The organism is Agromyces sp. NBRC 114283, from assembly GCF_030268405.1.
Classification (GTDB): Bacteria; Actinomycetota; Actinomycetes; order Actinomycetales; family Microbacteriaceae; genus Agromyces; species Agromyces mediolanus.
Genome location: NZ_BSQP01000001.1, coordinates 3129981 through 3147724 on the forward strand (window position 1 = coordinate 3129981; position 17744 = coordinate 3147724).

General features: G+C 72.7%; 17 protein-coding genes and 1 tRNA gene. 7 read left to right on the top strand and 11 right to left on the bottom strand.

Translation table 11 applies throughout. The features are described from left to right. Nucleotides 1-21: 21 nt before the first annotated feature. Complete coding sequence (locus tag QSJ60_RS15010) at nt 22-732, bottom strand: nucleoside triphosphate pyrophosphohydrolase (protein ID WP_285464176.1); 711 nt, start codon at nt 730-732, stop codon at nt 22-24. Nucleotides 733-768: 36 nt separating this feature from the next. Further along, on the bottom strand, nt 769-1437 hold the full coding sequence (locus QSJ60_RS15015) for a LysE family transporter (protein WP_285464178.1): 669 nt from the start codon (nt 1435-1437) through the stop codon (nt 769-771). A 104-nt stretch (nt 1438-1541) separates the two neighbouring features. Here QSJ60_RS15015 and QSJ60_RS15020 point away from each other — a divergent pair, with 104 nt between their 5' ends. Together QSJ60_RS15020 and QSJ60_RS15025 are read left to right on the top strand one after the other, a co-directional pair. Then, nucleotides 1542-2741 (top strand): Na+/H+ antiporter NhaA, encoded by a 1200-nt coding sequence (locus QSJ60_RS15020; protein ID WP_230767991.1) that lies wholly within the window; start codon nt 1542-1544, stop codon nt 2739-2741. Continuing rightward, nucleotides 2738-3082, top strand: a complete 345-nt coding sequence (locus QSJ60_RS15025) for a hypothetical protein (protein WP_285464180.1) — start codon at nt 2738-2740, stop codon at nt 3080-3082. Before QSJ60_RS15020 ends, QSJ60_RS15025 begins: the two co-directional genes overlap by 4 nt. 6 nt (nt 3083-3088) lie before the next feature. On the opposite strand, the gene mfd is transcribed toward QSJ60_RS15025, so the two are convergent. Beyond that, entirely contained in the window at nt 3089-6739 is a 3651-nt protein-coding gene (mfd, locus tag QSJ60_RS15030) for a transcription-repair coupling factor (RefSeq protein WP_285464181.1), read from the bottom strand. A 112-nt stretch (nt 6740-6851) separates the two neighbouring features. Here mfd and QSJ60_RS19145 point away from each other — a divergent pair, with 112 nt between their 5' ends. Beyond that, nucleotides 6852-7574, top strand: a complete 723-nt coding sequence (locus tag QSJ60_RS19145; protein ID WP_285464182.1) for a ribonuclease H family protein — start codon at nt 6852-6854, stop codon at nt 7572-7574. A 30-nt stretch (nt 7575-7604) separates the two neighbouring features. On the opposite strand, the gene pth is transcribed toward QSJ60_RS19145, so the two are convergent. Then, nucleotides 7605-8225: an aminoacyl-tRNA hydrolase gene (gene pth / locus QSJ60_RS15040; RefSeq protein WP_230767983.1), complete on the bottom strand. Its 621-nt coding sequence runs from the start codon at nt 8223-8225 to the stop codon at nt 7605-7607. 162 nt (nt 8226-8387) lie between these two features. After that, nucleotides 8388-9002 (bottom strand): 50S ribosomal protein L25/general stress protein Ctc, encoded by a 615-nt coding sequence (locus tag QSJ60_RS15045; RefSeq protein ID WP_189086575.1) that lies wholly within the window; start codon nt 9000-9002, stop codon nt 8388-8390. Nucleotides 9003-9395: 393 nt separating this feature from the next. Here QSJ60_RS15045 and gnd point away from each other — a divergent pair, with 393 nt between their 5' ends. The 4 genes from gnd to QSJ60_RS15065 all read left to right on the top strand — a co-directional run bounded on the left by gnd (nt 9396) and on the right by QSJ60_RS15065 (nt 12082). Beyond that, nucleotides 9396-10808 (top strand): NADP-dependent phosphogluconate dehydrogenase, encoded by a 1413-nt coding sequence (gene gnd, locus QSJ60_RS15050; RefSeq protein WP_502871407.1) that lies wholly within the window; start codon nt 9396-9398, stop codon nt 10806-10808. Between the two features lie 111 nt (nt 10809-10919). After that, nucleotides 10920-11273, top strand: coding sequence for a YidH family protein (locus tag QSJ60_RS15055; protein WP_189086577.1), 354 nt, complete (start codon nt 10920-10922; stop codon nt 11271-11273). Next, nucleotides 11270-11584 carry a DUF202 domain-containing protein gene (locus tag QSJ60_RS15060; RefSeq protein ID WP_285464186.1) on the top strand — a complete coding sequence of 105 codons (315 nt, stop codon included), beginning with the start codon at nt 11270-11272 and terminating at the stop codon, nt 11582-11584. Before QSJ60_RS15055 ends, QSJ60_RS15060 begins: the two co-directional genes overlap by 4 nt. 54 nt (nt 11585-11638) lie before the next feature. After that, complete coding sequence (locus QSJ60_RS15065; protein WP_285464188.1) at nt 11639-12082, top strand: hypothetical protein; 444 nt, start codon at nt 11639-11641, stop codon at nt 12080-12082. Here QSJ60_RS15065 and QSJ60_RS15070 read toward each other — a convergent pair. The 6 genes from QSJ60_RS15070 to QSJ60_RS15095 all read right to left on the bottom strand — a co-directional run bounded on the left by QSJ60_RS15070 (nt 12079) and on the right by QSJ60_RS15095 (nt 17662). After that, nucleotides 12079-12582, bottom strand: coding sequence for a GNAT family N-acetyltransferase (locus QSJ60_RS15070; RefSeq protein WP_285464190.1), 504 nt, complete (start codon nt 12580-12582; stop codon nt 12079-12081). The two genes, QSJ60_RS15065 and QSJ60_RS15070, sit on opposite strands and share 4 nt — an antisense overlap. Before the next feature lie 252 nt (nt 12583-12834). Continuing rightward, on the bottom strand, nt 12835-13320 hold the full coding sequence (locus QSJ60_RS15075; protein WP_285464192.1) for a hypothetical protein: 486 nt from the start codon (nt 13318-13320) through the stop codon (nt 12835-12837). A 14-nt stretch (nt 13321-13334) separates the two neighbouring features. After that, nucleotides 13335-15134: a long-chain-fatty-acid--CoA ligase gene (locus tag QSJ60_RS15080; protein WP_285464193.1), complete on the bottom strand. Its 1800-nt coding sequence runs from the start codon at nt 15132-15134 to the stop codon at nt 13335-13337. After that, the gene (locus QSJ60_RS15085) at nt 15134-16111 is read right to left on the bottom strand and encodes a ribose-phosphate diphosphokinase (protein ID WP_230767972.1); all 978 of its coding nucleotides are present in this window, start codon (nt 16109-16111) and stop codon (nt 15134-15136) included. The genes QSJ60_RS15080 and QSJ60_RS15085 overlap by 1 nt, the downstream gene beginning before the upstream one ends. 32 nt (nt 16112-16143) lie before the next feature. Next, complete coding sequence (gene glmU, locus QSJ60_RS15090; protein WP_285464194.1) at nt 16144-17589, bottom strand: bifunctional UDP-N-acetylglucosamine diphosphorylase/glucosamine-1-phosphate N-acetyltransferase GlmU; 1446 nt, start codon at nt 17587-17589, stop codon at nt 16144-16146. 1 nt (nt 17590) lies between these two features. Beyond that, nucleotides 17591-17662: transfer RNA gene (locus QSJ60_RS15095), tRNA-Gln, on the bottom strand. Nucleotides 17663-17744 lie beyond the last annotated feature (82 nt).

The window sequence follows — 17744 nt, forward strand, 5'->3', positions numbered from 1 at the left end:
CTTCCAGCCGCGCCGGGGCGGCTAGCGCGGCTCGCGCTGCGCGGATGCCTCGGCGGCCCGCACCTCGGCGCTGAAGCCCCGGACGGCGCCGCGCAGCGCGCGCTCGGCGTCGAGGCCCCGGTCGCGGGCCTCGGCGACGAGCCGGAGCAGCGCCTCGCCGAGCTCGGCCTCGTCCGCCGGGAAGGAGTCGCTCGGCAACGGCGCGCCCGGGAGCGTGACCCCTGGGCCATCCGCCCGCGGGCTCGGCGCGACGCCGGCCTTCTCGGCCTTCGTCAGCACCTTCGCGGCGAGCGCGAGCGCCGGCATGCCCATCGGCACGCCGTCGAGCACGCTCGTGCGGTGCGGCTTCTCGTCGGCCTTCAGCTCGTCCCAGAAGCCCACGACGTCCTCGGCGGTCTCCGCCTCGCGGTCGCCGAAGACGTGCGGATGCCGCGCCACCATCTTGGCCGTCATGTGCCGGGCGACGTCCTCGAGGTCGAAGTCCTCGCCCGGCGTGTGCGCGGCGAGATCGGCGTGGAAGAGCACCTGGTACAGCACGTCGCCGAGCTCCTCGATCATCTCGGCGCGGTCGCCGGACTCGATCGCGTCGATGAGCTCCCAGCACTCCTCGACGAGGTACTGCACAAGCGAGGCGTGCGTCTGCTCGGCGTCCCAGGGGCAGCCGCCCGGGGCGCGCAGCAGCGCGACCGTGGCGATGAGCTCGTCGAGGGCGGGGTGAGCGGCGGCGGTCATGCGCCCAGCCTAGGCGCGCGGCCGGCAGCGGGTGGGCTAGTGCACGACCGCGAGCAGCACGCCGACGCCGATGAACAGGCTGCCGAAGATGCGGTTCACGATCCGCTGCCCCCGCGCCGACGTGGTCAGCCGCCGCAGGCCCTGCGCCGCGACCGCGAAGAAGCCCCACATCACGACGACGTCGACGATCACCACGGTCGCCCCGACGACGAGGTACTGCGGCAGCAGCGGCAGGCCGGGGCGGATGAACTGCGGCAGGAAGGCGAGGAAGAAGACGATCGCCTTCGGGTTCAGCAGGTTCACCCAGAGTCCGCGGCGGAACATCGACCAGCGCGACTCGCCGCGTGCGACGGCGGCCGGCGAGGCATCCGCGTCCGTTTCCGCCGGCTCCGGCGCGACGCTCGGCTCCGGCGCGACGCTCGGCTTCGCGAGGATCTGGCGGATGCCGAGATACACGAGGTAAGCGGCGCCGGCGTAGCGGATGATCTCGAAGACGAGCGGCGAGGAGGCGACGAGCACGCCGACGCCCGCCGCGACGATCACGATGTGCACGACGAGCGCGGCCTGCTGACCGAGGATGCCCCAGACCGAGCGGCGGAAGCCGACCGCGAGCGAGTTACCCATGGTGTTGATCGCCCCGGCGCCCGGCGTGAAGCTGATCACGAAGCAGGCGGCGAGGAGCGTCGCCCAGAGCGAGAGGGTCACCGCCCCAGCGTAGGGGCCGCACAGCCCCTGCACGGTAGGATCGTTCGCGGAGTGCCGGGAAGTCTGGTCGGCGAACGAGATCGAAGACCGTACGAAAGGCTCGCATGAACCTCCTCCGATCCGAGCGCTGGGCCGCCGTGCTCCTGCTCGTCGCCGCCGCCCTCGGCCTCCTGCTCGCGAACACCTCGGCCGGCCCGGGCCTGCTCGCGCTGAAGACCGAGCACCTCGAACTGCCGTGGCTCGGCCTCGACCTCTCGATCGGCCACTGGATCAGCGACGGTCTGCTCGCGATCTTCTTCTTCATCGTCGCCGTCGAGCTCAAGCGCGAGCTCGTCATCGGCGAGCTGAACAGCCTCTCGAAGGCGCTGCTACCCGCGATCGCCGCGGTCGGCGGCGTCGTGGTGCCCGCCCTCATCTACCTGGCGTTCACCGCCGGCACGGCCACCGTCGACGGCTGGCCGATCCCGACGGCGACCGACATCGCCTTCGCGCTCGGCGTGCTCGCGGTGTTCGGCACCTGGATCCCGACCCGCGTGCGGGTGTTCCTGCTCGCGCTCGCGGTGCTCGACGACCTCATCGCGATCCTCATCATCGCGTTCTTCTTCACGAGCGACGCCGACCTCGCCTCGCTCGGCTTCGCCGGCATCGCGATCGCCCTGTTCGGCGCGGTCAGCCGCATGATGAAGCCCCGTTCGGCGTGGATCCTCTCGCGCCGCCCGCAGTGGCCCATCGTGGGCGTGCTGATCCTGCTCGGGGTGCTCGCCTGGTACTTCGTGTACCAGTCGGGGGTGCACGCGACGATCGCGGGCGTCGCCCTCGGCCTCGTCATGGCCCGTCGCCCCGGCGGCCGCGCCGTACACGCGCTCGAGCCCTGGTCGAACGGCGTGGTGCTGCCGCTCTTCGCGCTCTCCGCGGCGATGGTCGCGGTGCCGCAGCTCAGCCCCTCGCAGCTCGACCCGGCGTTCTGGGGCATCCTCATCGGCCTCCCGGTCGGCAAGATCGTCGGCATCCTGATCGGCGGCGGCATCGGCGCGCTCGTGGCGCGGCGGCGCGACAGCACGCCGCTCACCTGGGGCGATCTGCTCGTGGTCGGCGCCCTCGGCGGCATCGGCTTCACGGTGTCGCTGCTGATGAACGAGCTCGCCTTCGCCGGGCTGCCGGAGGTCGCCGACGAGGGCACGCTCGCGGTGCTGCTCGGCTCGGGCGTCGCGATCGTCGTGTCCGCCGTCGCGGTGTCGCTGCGCTCGGCGCAGTACCGCCGCCGTGGGGCGAAGGCCGGCGTGGGCGGGGCGTTCTCCCGATGAGCGCGGCCGACGTGCCGAACGACGGCCCGCCCGGCGACGGCCTGCCCGACGGCGCCGAGCCCGCGAGCGCGCACCTGCGCGCGGAGCTCCGGCCGCGTCGACTCCGGGGCCTCGGCAAGCTCGTGCACACGGCGCTCGTCGTCGCGGGCGAGGCGACGAGCCTCGGCGGCCCCTCCGTCGCCGAGCTCGTCGTGGTGCGCGCCGACACGGCGGCCCCCGTCATCCGCACGAAGGCCGGTTCGCTCGTCGAGGCCGACGTGCTGCTGCAGCAGATCCGGCTCGACCTCGAGACGATGACGGTCGCCGAGTTCCTCGCCGAGTGGGGCCATCTGAAGCCCTAGCCCCGCTCAGCCCTGCTCGGCGGGCGCCGCGGGCGCCTGCTCGAAGATGTTCGCCACGAGCCTGGACACCCACTCGATGAGGTCGCCGTCGCCCGGCGCTTCGCCGCCCGGCGTCGGGAAGGGCACGAGGATCACGTCGTTCTGGGCGAAGTGCTTCGCCCCCGGGTACAGCCGCTCGAGCCGCACCCGCTTGGAGTCGGGGATCTTCGCGGGGGCGATGCGCAGCTTCGAGCCGGTCGCGATGACCTCGGCGAGCCCGGCGAGCTGCGCCTGGCGGCGCAGCCGCGACACGGCGACGAGGTGCTCGACCGACTCGGGCGGGGTGCCGTAGCGGTCGACGAGCTCCTCGAGCACCTGGTCGATCTGGCCCTCCTTCGAGGCCGGCCCGCTCGCGGCCGAGAGCTTCTGGTACGCCTCGAGCCGCAGCCGCTCGCTGTCGACGTAGTCGTCGGGGATGTGCGCGTCGACGGGGAGTTCGAGCCGCAGCTCCGTCTGCCCCTCGGCGACCTCCCCGCGGAACGCCGACACGGCCTCGCCGATCATGCGCAGGTACAGGTCGAAGCCGACGCCCGCGATGTGCCCGGCCTGCTCGGCGCCGAGCAGATTGCCGGCCCCGCGGATCTCGAGGTCCTTCAGCGCGATCTGCATGCCGCCGCCGAGCTCGTTGTTCGCGGCGATCGTGGAGAGCCGGTCGTGCGCGGTCTCGCTGAGCGGCTTCGACGGGTCGTACAGGAAGTACGCGTACGCCCGCTCGCGGCCTCGGCCCACCCGACCGCGCAGCTGGTGCAGCTGGGAGAGGCCGTACTTGTCGGCGCGGTCGATGATGATCGTGTTCGCGTTCGAGATGTCGAGGCCGGTCTCGATGATCGTCGTCGAGACGAGCACGTCGAACTTGCGCTCCCAGAAGTCGCTCACGATCTGGTCGAGCGTGTGCTCGGGCAGCTGACCGTGCGCGACGGCGATGCGCGCCTCGGGCACGAGCTCGGCGAGCTGCGCGGCGACGCGGTTGATCGACGAGACCCGGTTGTGCACGAAGAACACCTGGCCCTCGCGCAGCAGTTCGCGGCGGATGGCCGCGGCCACCTGCTGCTCGGAGTACGGCCCGACGAAGGTGAGGATCGGGTGGCGGTCCTCGGGCGGCGTCGCGAGCGTCGACATCTCGCGGATGCCGGTGACCGCCATCTCGAGCGAGCGCGGGATGGGCGTGGCGCTCATCGCGAGGATGTCGACGTTGGTCTTCAGCTTCTTCAGCGCGTCCTTGTGCTCGACGCCGAAGCGCTGCTCCTCGTCGATGATCATGAGCCCGAGGTCTTTGAACCGCACCTTCTCGGTGAGGATGCGGTGGGTGCCGATGACGAGGTCGACGGTGCCGTCGGCGAGGCCCGCGATGGTCTCGCGCGCCTCCTTGTCGGTCTGGAAGCGGCTGAGAGCGCGCACGTGCACCGGGAAGCCGGCGAAGCGCTCTGTGAAGGTCTCGAAGTGCTGCTTCACGAGCAGCGTCGTCGGCACGAGCATCGCCGCCTGCTTGCCGTCCTGGATCGCCTTGAACGCCGCGCGCACCGCGACCTCGGTCTTGCCGAAGCCGACGTCGCCCGCGAGCAGGCGGTCCATCGGGATCGGCCGCTCCATGTCGGCCTTCACCTCGTCGATGGTCTGCAGCTGGTCGTTCGTCTCGGTGTAGGGGAACGCCTCCTCGAGCTCGTGCTGCCACGGCGTGTCGGGGCCGAAGGCGTGACCCTTGGCCGCCATCCGCGCCGAGTAGAGCTTCACGAGCTCGACGGCGATGTCGCGGACCGCCTTGCGCGCGCGGCCCTTCGCCTGCGCCCAGTCGCTGCCGCCCATCTTCGAGAGCGACGGCGCCTCGCCGCCGACGTAGCGGCTCAGCAGGTCGAGCTGGTCCATCGGCACGAACAGCCGGTCGCCGGCCTGCCCGCGCTTGGACGGCGCGTATTCGAGCACGAGGTACTCGCGCACCGTGGTCGGCTGCTGGGCGATGCCCGCCGTGCGGCTCGGCCCCTTCGGCCGGGTGCCCGTGGCGACCTCGCGCTGCACGAGCTCGACGAAGCGGCCGATGCCGTGCGTCGCGTGCACGACGTGGTCGCCGGGCTTCAGCTGGATCGGGTCGACGACGTTGCGGCGGCGCGTGGCGAGCTTCTTGCCGGCGCGCTGGTCGTACGCGGCCGAACGCCCGTAGAACTCGGCCTCGGCGAGCAGCCCGAGCTTCGCCTCGGGGACCTCGAAGCCGCGCGCGGCCTCGGCCTGCACGAGCAGGACGACGCCTGGCTCGGGCTCGGCCGGCACCTCGTCGACGAGCCGGGCGGCGAGCCCCGCCTCGGCGAGCACGTCGCGGGCGCGCTCGACGAGGCCCTGCCCGGCGGCGGCCACGACGAGCGACCAGCCCTCGCGCATGCGCTCGGCGACGTGCTCGACGGCACCGGTCACGTTGCCCTGGAAGCTCGGCACGGCGTTCGCCGCGATGCGCACGTAGCTCGCGTCGTGCTCGACGTCGTCGGCGGCCTCGCCGGCGTCGAAGGGCGACAGCGTCCACCAGACGCGCTTGAGGTCGGCCTCGCCCGGCCTGCTCAGCATGGCGGCGTCGCGCAGCTCCCGCAGGGTCAGGAAGTCGCCCGCGTCGAGGTCGATGGGCGCGCCGGCGCCGACGGTGGCGGCGCTCCATGCCGCGGCGAGGAACTCCCGGTTGGTCTCGGCGAGGCTCGCGGCCCGGCCGGCGACGCGCTCGGGCGCGATGACGGCGATCGCCGACTGCGCGGGCAGGTAGTGCGTGAGCGGCACGAGCCGTTCGGTCAGGGCCGGGGCGAGCGACTCCATGCCCTCGACGGGGATGCCCTCGGCGATCTTCTCGAGCATCTGCGACAGGCTCGGGAACTCGTGCACCATCTCGCGCGCCCGTTGGCGGACGGCGGGGGTGAGCAGCAGCTCGCGACTCGGCGCGAGCTGCACGCGCTCGACGGGCTCGGGCAGCGAGCGCTGGTCGGCGACGGAGAAGGCCCGCAGCTCCTCGACCTCGTCGCCGAAGAACTCGACGCGCACCGGGTGGTCGGCCGTCGGCGGGAAGACGTCGAGGATGCCGCCGCGCACGGCGAACTCGCCGCGGCGGGCCACCATGTCGACGCGCGCGTAGGCGAGGTCGACGAGCCGCAGCGCGAGCTCGGAGAGGTCGTGGCCGCGCGCGCCGGCGACGAGCTCGATCGGCGCGAGCGCGGCGAGGTTGTCGGCGATGGGCTGGAGGGCGGCGCGCACCGAGGCGACGACGACGAGCGGATGCCGCTCGCCCGAGGCGGCGCCCCACTCGTGCAGCCGGCGGATGGCGTGCAGCCGTCGCCCGACCGTCTCGGCGCTCGGCGAGAGCCGCTCGTGCGGCAGGGTCTCCCACGCCGGGAACTCGAGCAGCTCGGCGTCGGCCGGCAGGTAGGGCGCGAGGGAGCCGCGCAGCGACTCGCCCTCGCGGCTCGTGGCGGTCACGACGAGGAGCACGGGGGCCAGTCCGGCCGCCCTGCGGCGTTCGAGGAGCCCGGCGAGCAGCGGCGCGTCGAGGCCGGCCGGGGCCGAGAAGTCCGCGCTGTGCTGGGCCTCGCCGAGGGCGCGTTCGATCGTGGAGGCGCGCGAGAGCGCCGTGTTCAGACCCTGCAGACTCACCGGAGAAGTCTACGTCGCCCCGCCGACACGACGGCCGGGCGAGGCATCCGCCGTCCGCCGCCCGCGGTGGCTCCGGATACGATTGGCGCGGCCCGACGGAAGGACCCCACGCATGATCATCGCCGCCGCAGACGGCTCCGCTCTCGGCAACCCCGGCCCGGCCGGCTGGGCCTGGTACGTCGCCGACGATTGCTGGGCGGCGGGCGGCTGGAAGCACGCCACGAACAATCAGGGCGAGCTCACCGCCGTGCTCGAGCTGTTCCGCGCGACCGCGCACCTCGACGAGGAGCTGCTCGTGCAGTGCGACAGCCAGTACGTCATCAACTCGGTGACGAAGTGGATGCCGAACTGGAAGCGCAAGGGCTGGCGCAAGTCCGACGGCAAGCCCGTGTTGAACGTCGAGCTCCTGAAGCAGCTCGACGAGGCCATCGCCGGCCGCCGCTACCGCTTCGAGTGGGTGAAGGGCCACGTCGGGCATCCCATGAACGAGGCCGCCGACGCCCGGGCCCGCGCGGTCGCCGAGGCGTACCGGCGCGGTTCGGCGGTGCCGTCGGGGCCCGGCTGGTCGGGTGCGTGCGAGGCGGACGCCGCGGCGGCCGCGCAGGTGCTGGCGACGACCGAGCCGATCGGCGCGGCCGAGCTCTTCGAGGACGAAGCCCCCTCGCTCCACGACGACCGCTCCCCCGCCGACACCGCCCTCTTCGACTTCGACGACCCGGCGGCCGACTGGCTGGCGATGACGCTCGAGCTGACGACCGACGAGCACGCGAGGCTCGTCGAGCGCGCACGGGCCGCGGGCACGAGCCCCGAGGAGTTCCTCCGCGGGCTGATCTAGCGGGCGAGGCGGGCGGCCGCCGCGCCCGGCTCAGCTCGGCGCGTGGAAGCGCTGCTGCGCGGCGAGCAGGCCGTCGTCGGCGATGGCCTCGACCGCGTCGGCCGCGTCGGCGAGCAGGTTCGGCAGGCTCTGCCGCTCGGTGCCGGAGAAGTCCTTCAGCACGAAGTCGGCCGGGTCCTGCCGGCCGGGCGGCCGGCCGATGCCGACGCGCACGCGCAGGTAGTCGGCGCCGAGCGCCTTCGAGATGTCGCGCAGCCCGTTGTGTCCGCCGTGGCCGCCGCCCTGCTTGAGCCGCACCGTGTCGAACGGCAGATCGAGCTCGTCGTGCACGACGATGAGCCGCTCGGCGGGAACGTCGTAGAACTTCGCGAGCGCCGAGACCGGGCCGCCCGAGGTGTTCATGTAGCTGTTCGGCTTCGCGAGCACGAGCTTCGGCCCGCCGGGGCGCAGGAAGCCCTCGGCGACGCGCGACGGCGTCTTGTGGCTCTTGAAGGGCGCGCCGAGCCGGCCGGCGAGTTCGTCGAGCACCATCTGGCCCACGTTGTGCCGATTGCCCGCGTACTGCGCGCCGGGGTTGCCGAGGCCGACCACCAGCCAGGTGTTCTGCGCCACCTCGGGATCCTCTCGTCGCCGCCGCCGGAACCACGCCATGCCGCGCTCCGATCCGGTCCATCGGGCCGATCGGCCCGATGTCCGAGCGTACCGGACGACGACCGCCCGTCCCGGCCCTGCCGAACGGAGCGGACCCGGGAACGACGAGGGCCCGCCGCGATCCGGGGATCGGGGCGGGCCCTCGTGCGCTGGGCGCGGAGCTTACTCCGCGGCCGCCTCCTCGGCGGGGGCCTCGGCGGCCTCCTCGCCCTCGGCGGTCTCCTCGACGTCCGCGACCTTCTGCGGCACGTGCACGTTCACGACGAGCGCGTCGGCGTCGCTGATGAGCGAGGCGCCCTTCGGCAGGGTGACGTCCTTCGCGTGGATCTGGGTGCCCTCCTCGAGGCCCTCGACCGAGACGACGACGTTCTCGGGGATGTGGGTGGCCTCGACCTCGAGGGTCAGGGTGTGCGAGTCGAGGTCGGCGACGGTGCCCGCAGCCGACTCGCCCTCGAGGTGCACCGGCACCTCGACCTGGACCTTCTCGCCCTTCTTCACGACGATGAGGTCGAGGTGCTCGATGATCTGCAGCACCGGGTCCTTCTGCACGTCCTTGACGAGCGCGAGCTGGCTCTTGCCCGAGATCTGCAGGTCGAGCACGGCGTTCGCCTTGCGCACGATCAGGCCGATCTGGTGGGCGGGCAGGCTCACGTGCACCGGCTGGGTGCCGTGGCCGTACACGACGGCGGGGATGCGGCCGGCGGCGCGGAGCTTGCGCGCCGCACCCTTGCCGAACGAGTCGCGCTCGAGCGCTTCGACCTTGTTGTCTTCGTCCATGGTGGTTCTCCTTGCGGGCTCACGCTGCTGCGCTCCGGGATGGTGCGCTCTGCCGGCCCAGATCTGGGGTCTGTTCTCTTCAACTCGAACGCGCGGCACCCGAGGGGTGCGCGTGAGGAATCGCCGTGAGTCGCATTCGACCGCGTCGATCACGGATGCCTCGAGCCGGCTCTCGCCCGCCCGCGGCCTCCCTCGCCGAAGTTCAATCGCCCAGTCTACCCGATCGCCGGGCTACCCGATCGCCGCTTCCCGCCGAACCGCTGCGGCGGCGGACGTCGCGCGGAACACCGCGCCCGCTCCGCGCACTACGCTGAGAAGACCCCACTTTCCCGTTCCGAGGAGAATGCCTTGCCTGAAGCCGTCGCGAACATCGGAGTCGTCGGACTCGCCGTCATGGGTTCGAACCTGGCCCGAAACCTGGCCAGCCGGGAGGGCAACACCGTCGCGGTGTTCAACCGCTCCCCCGAGCGCACCCGCACCCTCGTGACCGAGCACCCCGAGGCGGGCTTCGTGGCCGCCGAGAGCTACGACGAGTTCGTCGCCTCGCTCGCGACGCCGCGCACCGCGATCATCATGGTGCAGGCCGGCCGCGGCACCGACGCCGTCATCTCCGAGCTCGTGAGCCGCTTCGAGCCCGGCGACATCATCGTCGACGGCGGCAACGCGAACTTCCACGACACCATCCGCCGCGAGGGCGAGATCAGCCCCACCGGCATCCACTTCGTCGGCACCGGCATCTCCGGCGGCGAGGAGGGCGCGCTGAACGGTCCCTCGATCATGCCCGGCGGCACCGCCGAGTCGTACGAGACGCTCGGACCGATCCTCGAGACGATCGCCGCCCGCGCCCCCGAGGACGGCGCCCCCTGCGTCACCCACGTCGGCACCGACGGCGCCGGCCACTTCGTGAAGATGGTGCACAACGGCATCGAGTACGCCGACATGCAGCTCATCGCCGAGGCGTACGACCTGATCCGTCAGGGCACCGGCAAGTCGCCGGCGGAGATCGCCGACATCTTCGCCGAGTGGAACACCGGCGAGCTCGAGAGCTACCTCATCGAGATCACCGCCGAGGTGCTGCGCCAGGTCGACGCCGACACCGGTGCGCCGCTCGTGGACGTCATCCTCGACTCGGCCGGCGCGAAGGGCACCGGCGCCTGGACGGTGCAGAACGCGCTCGACCTCGGCGTCCCCGTCTCGGGCATCGCCGAGGCCGTCTTCGCCCGCAGCCTCTCCTCGCAGCGCGCCCAGCGCGAGGCCGCCGCCTCGCTGCCCGGCCCCGACGGCGGCTGGACCGTCGCCGACGCCGACGCCTTCATCGAGGACGTCCGCCAGGCGCTCTACGCCTCGAAGATCATCGCCTACTCGCAGGGCTTCGACGAGATCATCGCGGGCGCCGCCCAGTTCGGCTGGGACGTCAAGAAGGGCGACATCGCCCGCATCTGGCGCGCCGGCTGCATCATCCGCGCCCGCTTCCTGAACCGCATCGCCGACGCCTACGCCGAGGACCCCGAGCTCGTGGCCCTCGTCGTCGCGCCGTACTTCCGCGACGCCGTGGCCGGTGCGCAGCAGGCGTGGCGCCGCGTGGTCGTGGCGGCGGCGCAGGCCGGCATCCCCGCCCCCGCGTTCGCGTCCTCGCTCGCCTATTACGACGGGCTCCGCGCCGAGCGCCTGCCCGCCGCCCTGGTGCAGGGTCAGCGCGACTTCTTCGGCGCGCACACCTACCAGCGCGTCGACAAGCCCGGCGTCTTCCACACGCTCTGGTCGGGCGACCGCAGCGAGATCGAGACCACGCCCTCCTCGCACTGAGCTCAGGACGCCCCGGCGAGCCCGGCCCCGCTGCACGCGGGCCGGGCTCGCGGCCGTTAGGCTCGCGACGACCCACGACGCAGACCGCAGACACCGCCGAGGAGGCCGCGCATGCCGGAACCCCGCTGGAAGCAGGAGGGGCAGGACCCCGACTACCGCTTCTCCCTCGCGAACGAGCGCACCTTCCTCGCCTGGATCCGTACGGCGCTCGCCCTCATCGCGGGCGGCGTGCTGCTGCACGAGTTCGCCGCCGGCATCGGCCCGCGCGCGCTCGTCACGGTGCTCTCCGTCGGCCTCGGGGTCGCCGCCGCGGGGCTCGGGCTGCTCTCGTACTTCCGCTGGCGCAGCAACGAGATCGCGATGCGGCACGACCGGCCGCTGCGCTTCAGCTGGTCGCTCCCGGTGCTCGCGGGCGTCTGCCTCGTCACCTCCGTCGTGCTCACGGTGTTCCTGATCCTGCCGTGAGCGCCGTCATCCGCGATCCGGGGCTGCAGCCCGAGCGCACGGCGCTGTCGTGGACGCGCACCGCGCTCGTCGTCGCCGTGAACGCCCTGCTGGCGCTGCGCACCGGGCTCGTCGCGGGCGAGCCGTGGCTGATCGTGACGGGCACGGTGCTCTTCTTCGCGGCCGGCGCGGTCGGCGCGGTCGGCGGCATCCGCCGTCGCGAGCTCAGCGAGGGCCGCTACACGCCCGCCCCCTGGCTCATACTCGCCGTCTCGGTGGCGACGCTCGCCGCGGCCGCGGCCGGAATCGCCTCGGTGTTCGCCGGCCGCTGAGCGCGGCGGGCTTCGCTGCATCCGCGCCCGGCCGCGGATGCGAGACTGGATCCCATGGCCCCGCGCGACCTCGAACCCCGCCACCCCGCCGAGCCCGGCGAGCCGGGCCCCCGCGGCCCGCGCGACTGGGACGAGGTGCCGGCCGAGCTCGCCTTCGCCGACGACGGCTCCGCACCAGACGGGCCGTCCCGCTGGGAACGCCGCCGCCGGGTCATCCGCTTCACCGTCATCGTCGCGCTCGTCGCGATGCTCGCCCCAATCGTGCTCTCGACCGTTTCGGTCGCGCAGTCGAGCGCGGCGCGCAGCTGCGCCGTCATCGTCTCGGCGTACGACCGCGACGCGGCCGGCTCGCACGTCGCGCTCGAGCTCTTCGGCCCGGGCGGGGCGGGCTGGATCTGCTACGCGGATGCCTCGGGCGAACCCCGCCCGGTCGCGAACCTCGGCCTCCTGCCGGGCGCCCCGCCGCGCGTGCTCGGCCCCGACGAGGTGTCGAGCTAGGACGCTTCGCCCGTCTGCGACCATCGCTCAGCGGTGAGACGCATCGTGAGGACGCCCCGATGGATCGGCTCCGCCTCGAAGCGGAGCCGCTGCGCGAGCCGGATCGACCGCTCGTTCTGCGGATGGATCGCTGCGATCACCCAGCGGACTCCGAGTTCGGTGAACGCGACCTCGAGAAGCGCCGCTGCGGCCTCGGCCGCGAACCCCCGACCGGTCCACTCGCTTCCGAGGATCCAACCGATCTCCGCCCCCTCGGGCTCCGGACCGCGCCCGCGCAGATGCAGCGAGACGTCGCCGATGAGCTGGCCCGCATGGACGACGGCGAGAGCCAGGAAGTCGCCATCGAAACTGAGCACGGTATGCCGGGTGCGATGGCGGAGGTGCACCGCGGACTGCCTGCGGCTTCGAACTGGCCAACCGAGGTATTCGAGTACCTGCGGATCAGACTGGATGGAATACCACCCCTCCACATCGTGAGCGAGATAGGGCCGCAGGGTCAATCTGCTCGTAGCGATGACATGCGCCCGGTATATTGCGCGGATTCTTGGGCCGCGCCGCCGGGCTCGGCGCCGCAGACGCAGGCGACCGAACCACTCCATGAGTGGCCATGGAAACACATTTGGCATACCAGCACGGTAGAACGCGTTCCTGCACGAGCGCCGAACGCGGCGCGACGGCGCGGGAGCGCGCCGAGGCAGCGCCTGCCCGGACTCGCACGATGGCGCGGCTGGGCGCGACGTCTGCCCGAGTGCTCAGTCCTCCGGCGCGTCGCCGTCGGGGAAGACCCGCTTGTACTTTCGCCCGTCGGGCAGCTCGACCGTGCGCGAGGCGAGCTGGCCGCGGCTGACCCGCAGGTAGATCGCCTGCGCGGTGACGCCGAGCTTCGCCGCGGCCTCGGCCACGGAGAGGCCGGGCAGCTCGCTCGGGCGGCTCGACGGCCGCTCGCGCTTGCGCCTCCGGCTTGCCTCGCGCCGCTCGGCGATGGCCGCGTCGTCGCCGGCCCAGCGCTGCTTCGCCGCCCCCTCGCTCAGCCCGGCCGCCGCGGCGACCTCGGCCCAGTCCGCCCCGCCGTCCCGGGCCTCGCGCACCGCGGCGAGCACGGCGGGCTCGGCCTCGAGCGCGCGCAGCAGCCGGCGCACGGCCCGGACGCGGTCGAGCGCCGCCGGGGCATCCCCGTGCGCATCGAGGGCCGCGAGCGCGTCGAGCGCCGCCCTGGTCTCGCCGTCGAGGAACCCCATCGAGCGATCCCGCGTCAGCCCTGGCCGGCCTCGGCGTTGATGAGGCGCGTGCGCACCTCGCGCCGGATGACCTTGCCGATGAGCGAGCGCGGCAGCTCCTCGACCGCGACGACCCGCTTGGGCACCTTGTACGGCGTCAGTTGGTCGCGCGCCGCCTGGCGGATGCCGGCCTCGTCGAGCTGCTGCCCCGGCTTCAGCACGACGACGGCGACGACCTGTTCGCCCGAGTGCGCGTCCGGCAACCCGACCACGGCGACGTCGGCGACCGAGGGGTGCGTGCGCAGCGCCTCCTCGACCTCGCTCGGCGCGACGTTGAAGCCGCCCGTGATGATGAGCTCCTTGATGCGGTCGACGATGCGCACGAAGCCCTCGTCGTCGATCGAGACGATGTCGCCCGTGCGGAACCAGGGCGCGCCGCCCTCGGGGTCCTCGACGAAGACCGCGGCGGTCTCGTCGGGCTTCTTCCAGTAGCCGGAGAAGACCTGCGGACCGCGCACGACGAGCTCGCCCTCGGCGCCGGGCTCGACGTCGCGCGTCGGCTCCTCCGGGTCGACGACGCGGCACTCCGTGCCCGGCAGGGGCAGGCCCACGGTGCCGGCCTTGCGGTTCGGCGCGACGGGATTCGCCATCAGCACCGGCGAGCACTCCGAGAGCCCGTAGCCCTCGACGAGGTAGCCGCCGGTGGCAGCCTCCCACGGCTCGACGACGGCCGGCGAGAGCGGCATGGCGCCGGAGATGGCGATGCGGATGCCGGCGAGCGGCACGCCCTCGGCGGCCGCGGCGGCGGTGAGCCGTTCGTAGATCGGCGGCACCGCCGGCAGGAAGGTCGGCGGCCGGCGCTTCACGACCTTGAGCACGAGGTCGGGGTCGAACTTGGGGAAGAGCACGAGCCGGGCGCCCATGCTCATCGCGAAGGTGAGGCAGAGGGTGAGCCCGTAGGCGTGGAACATCGGCAGCACGGCGTAGACGACGGCGCTGCCGCGCGGGATCTCGGGCACCCAGCTGCGCGACTGCGCCGCGTTCGCGATGAGGTTCGCGTGGCTGAGCGTGGCGCCCTTCGGGCTGCCGGTCGTGCCGCTCGTGTACTGGATGAGGGCGACGTCGTCGACCTCGGGCGCGATGATGTGTGCGTCGATCGGCTGGGCCTCGACGAGTTCGGGCCACGGCACCGTGCCGCGCACCTTCGTCGTGAGCGCGGCGCGGGACTCGCGGGCCTTCGCGATCGGCAGTCGGAGCGCGAGGCGGGTGCCGAACGGCATCGCCCGGGTCGGGTCGACCGAGACGATGTGCGCGAGCTTCAGGTCGGCGGGGAACGCCTGCAGCGTGTCGACCACCTTGTCCCAGGCGACGACGACGCGGGCTCCGTGGTCCTCGAACTGGTGCCGCAGCTCGCGCGGCGTGTACAGGGGGTTGTGCTCGACGACGATGCCGCCGAGGCGGAGCACAGCGTAGAACGCGACGATGTGCTGCGGGCAGTTCGGCAGCACGATGGCGACGGGGTCGCCCTTCTGCACGCCGAGGAGGCGGAGCCCCTCGGCGGCCCGTTCGATCTCGGCGCCGAGCTCGGCGTACGTCGTCTCGCGTCCGAAGAACTCGAGCGCGACGTGCTCGGGGTACGTCTCGACCGAGTGCCGGATGAGGTCGTACAGCGAGCCCTCGACGGCCGGGAGGTCGTCGGGCACGCCCTCGGCGTAGCTCGCGACCCAGGGGCGGCCGGGCAGCGCGGGGCGCCCGGATGCCTGCTCGCCGGACGCCGCCTGCTCGCCGGACGCCGCCTGCTCGCCGGACGCCGCCTGCTCGCCGGGCTCGGCCATCAGGCCGCGCCGTCGAACATGCTCGTGACCGAGCCGTCCTCGAAGACCTCGTGGATGGCGCGGGCGAGCAGCGGCGCGATCGGCAGGATCGTGAGCCGGTCCCAGTGCTTCTCCGCCGGGATCGGCAGGGTGTCGGTGACGACGACGCGGTCGATGAAGTCGGACTGCAGGATCTCGACGGCCGGGTTCGAGAACACGGCGTGGGTCGCGGCGACGACGACGCCGATCGCGCCGTTCGCCTTGAGCGCCTCGGCCGCCTTCACGATCGTGCGGCCGGTGTCGATGAGGTCGTCGACGAGGAGGCAGACGCGGCCCTTCACGTCGCCGACGATCTCGTGCACCGAGACCTGGTTCGGCACGAGCGGGTCGCGGCGCTTGTGGATGATGGCGAGCGGGGCGCCGAGCTTGTCGCTCCAGATGTCGGCGACGCGCACCCGGCCCATGTCGGGCGAGACGACCGTGAGGGTCGCCGGGTCGAGGGAGTTCTTGAACTCCTCGAGCAGCACAGGCATGGCGAAGAGGTGGTCGACGGGGCCGTCGAAGAAGCCCTGGATCTGCGCCGCGTGCAGGTCGATCGACATGATGCGGTCGGCGCCGGCGGTCTTGAACAGGTCGGCGACGAGGCGGGCCGAGATCGGCTCGCGCCCGCGGCCCTTCTTGTCCTGCCGGGCGTAGGGGTAGAACGGCGCGACGACGGTGATGCGCTTGGCCGAGGCGCGCTTCAGCGCGTCCACCATGATGAGCTGCTCCATGAGCCACTCGTTGATCGGGGAGGTGTGGGACTGGATGACGAAGGCGTCGGACCCGCGCACGCTCTCGTCGTAGCGCGCGTAGATCTCGCCGTTCGCGAAGGTGCGGGCATCGGTCGGCACCAGCTCGGCGCCCAGCTCGCGGGCGATCTGCTCGGCGAGCTCCGGATGCGCGCGCCCCGACACCAGCACGAGGCGCTTGGATCCGGTGGTCTCGATACCCGACATGTGTTCGTCCTCTCAGCCGGTCCGGCCTCGTGTCACTCGGCGTCGGTCGCGGCGGCCGTGCCGGCGGCCTCGGCCGCCTGGGCGGCCGCAGTCCCGGCACGATGCGTCGTGACCCACCCCTCGATGTTGCGTTGCGGTGCGACGTTCACGGCGAGCGCTCCGGCAGGGACGTCCTTGCGGACGACCGTTCCGGCACCCGTGTAGACGCCGTCTCCAATGGTAACGGGCGCGACGAAGACCCCGTGCGAGCCGGTGCGCACGTGGGAGCCGATCTCGGTGCGGTGCTTGTTCACCCCGTCGTAGTTCGCAGTGATCGAACCGGCGCCCACGTTCGACTGCTCGCCGATTCGCGTGTCGCCGATGTAACTCAGGTGCGGCACCTTGCTGCCACGGCCGATCTCGGCGTTCTTCGTCTCGACGAAGGTGCCGATCTTGCCGCCGTCGCCGAGGACGGTGCCCGGGCGGAGGTACGCGAACGGCCCGACCTCGGCGCCCGCGCCGATCACGGCGAGCGTGCCGTCGGTGCGCTTGACGTGCGCGCCGGCGCCGATCTCGCAGTCGACGAGGGTGGTGTCGGGGCCGACGATCGCGCCGGTGGCGATCGTCGTCGCGCCCTTCAGCTGCGTGCCGGGCCGGATGGTGGTGTCTGGCTCGATCGTCACCGCGAGGTCGATCCAGGTGGTCGCCGGGTCCTCGATCGTGACGCCGTTCAGCTGCCAGCCGCGCACGATCAGTGCGTTCAGCCGGGCCGCCGTCTCGGAGAGCTGGGCGCGGTCGTTGATGCCGGCGACGAGCCACGGCTCGGCGACGGGCACGGCCTCGACCTCGCTGCCCGCCTCGCGGAGCAGCTGGATGACGTCGGTGAGGTACTTCTCGCCCTGCGCGTTCTCGGTGGTGAGGTTCGCGAGCTGGTCGCGGAGCGCGGCGGCGCCGAAGGCGTAGATGCCGGCGTTGATCTCGGGGATGGCCCGCTCGACCTCGCTCGCGTCCTTCTGCTCGACGATGCGGTCGAAGCCGCCGGCGGGGCCGCGGACGATGCGGCCGTAGCCGTGCGGCTCGTCGTAGATGGCCGAGAGCACGGAAGCGGCGGAACCGGTGTCGCGGTGCTGCGCGAGGAACGCGGCGAGCGTGTCGGCGTCGAGCAGCGGCACGTCGCCGTTCAGCACGAGCACCTCACCGGCGAAGTCGGCGGGCAGTGCGGCGACGGCCTGCTCGACGGCGCGGCCGGTGCCGGGGATCTCGTCCTGGTCGACGATGGTGGTGCCGGGCAGCTCCGCCTCGATCGTCTCCGCGACCCGGTCGCGCTCGTGCCGCACGACGGCGAGCACGTGCGCGGCGTCGAGCGCCCGCGCGGTGCGCAGCACGTGCCCGACGACCGGCGAGCCGGCGAGCGGGTGCAGCAGCTTCGGGGTCGCCGACTTCATGCGGGTGCCCTGTCCTGCCGCCAGGACGATGATCGCGAGGTTCTGATCGCTCATGCTCCGCCACCAGGATTCGAACCTGGGCCTCACAGCTCCAAAGGCTGTCGTGCTGCCGTTACACCATGGCGGACCGCGCCGCGGCATGCCGTTGCGCGCCATCAAGTCTGCCACGGCGCGCGCCGCGGCATGACGGTCGGCGACGCGGGGGCGCG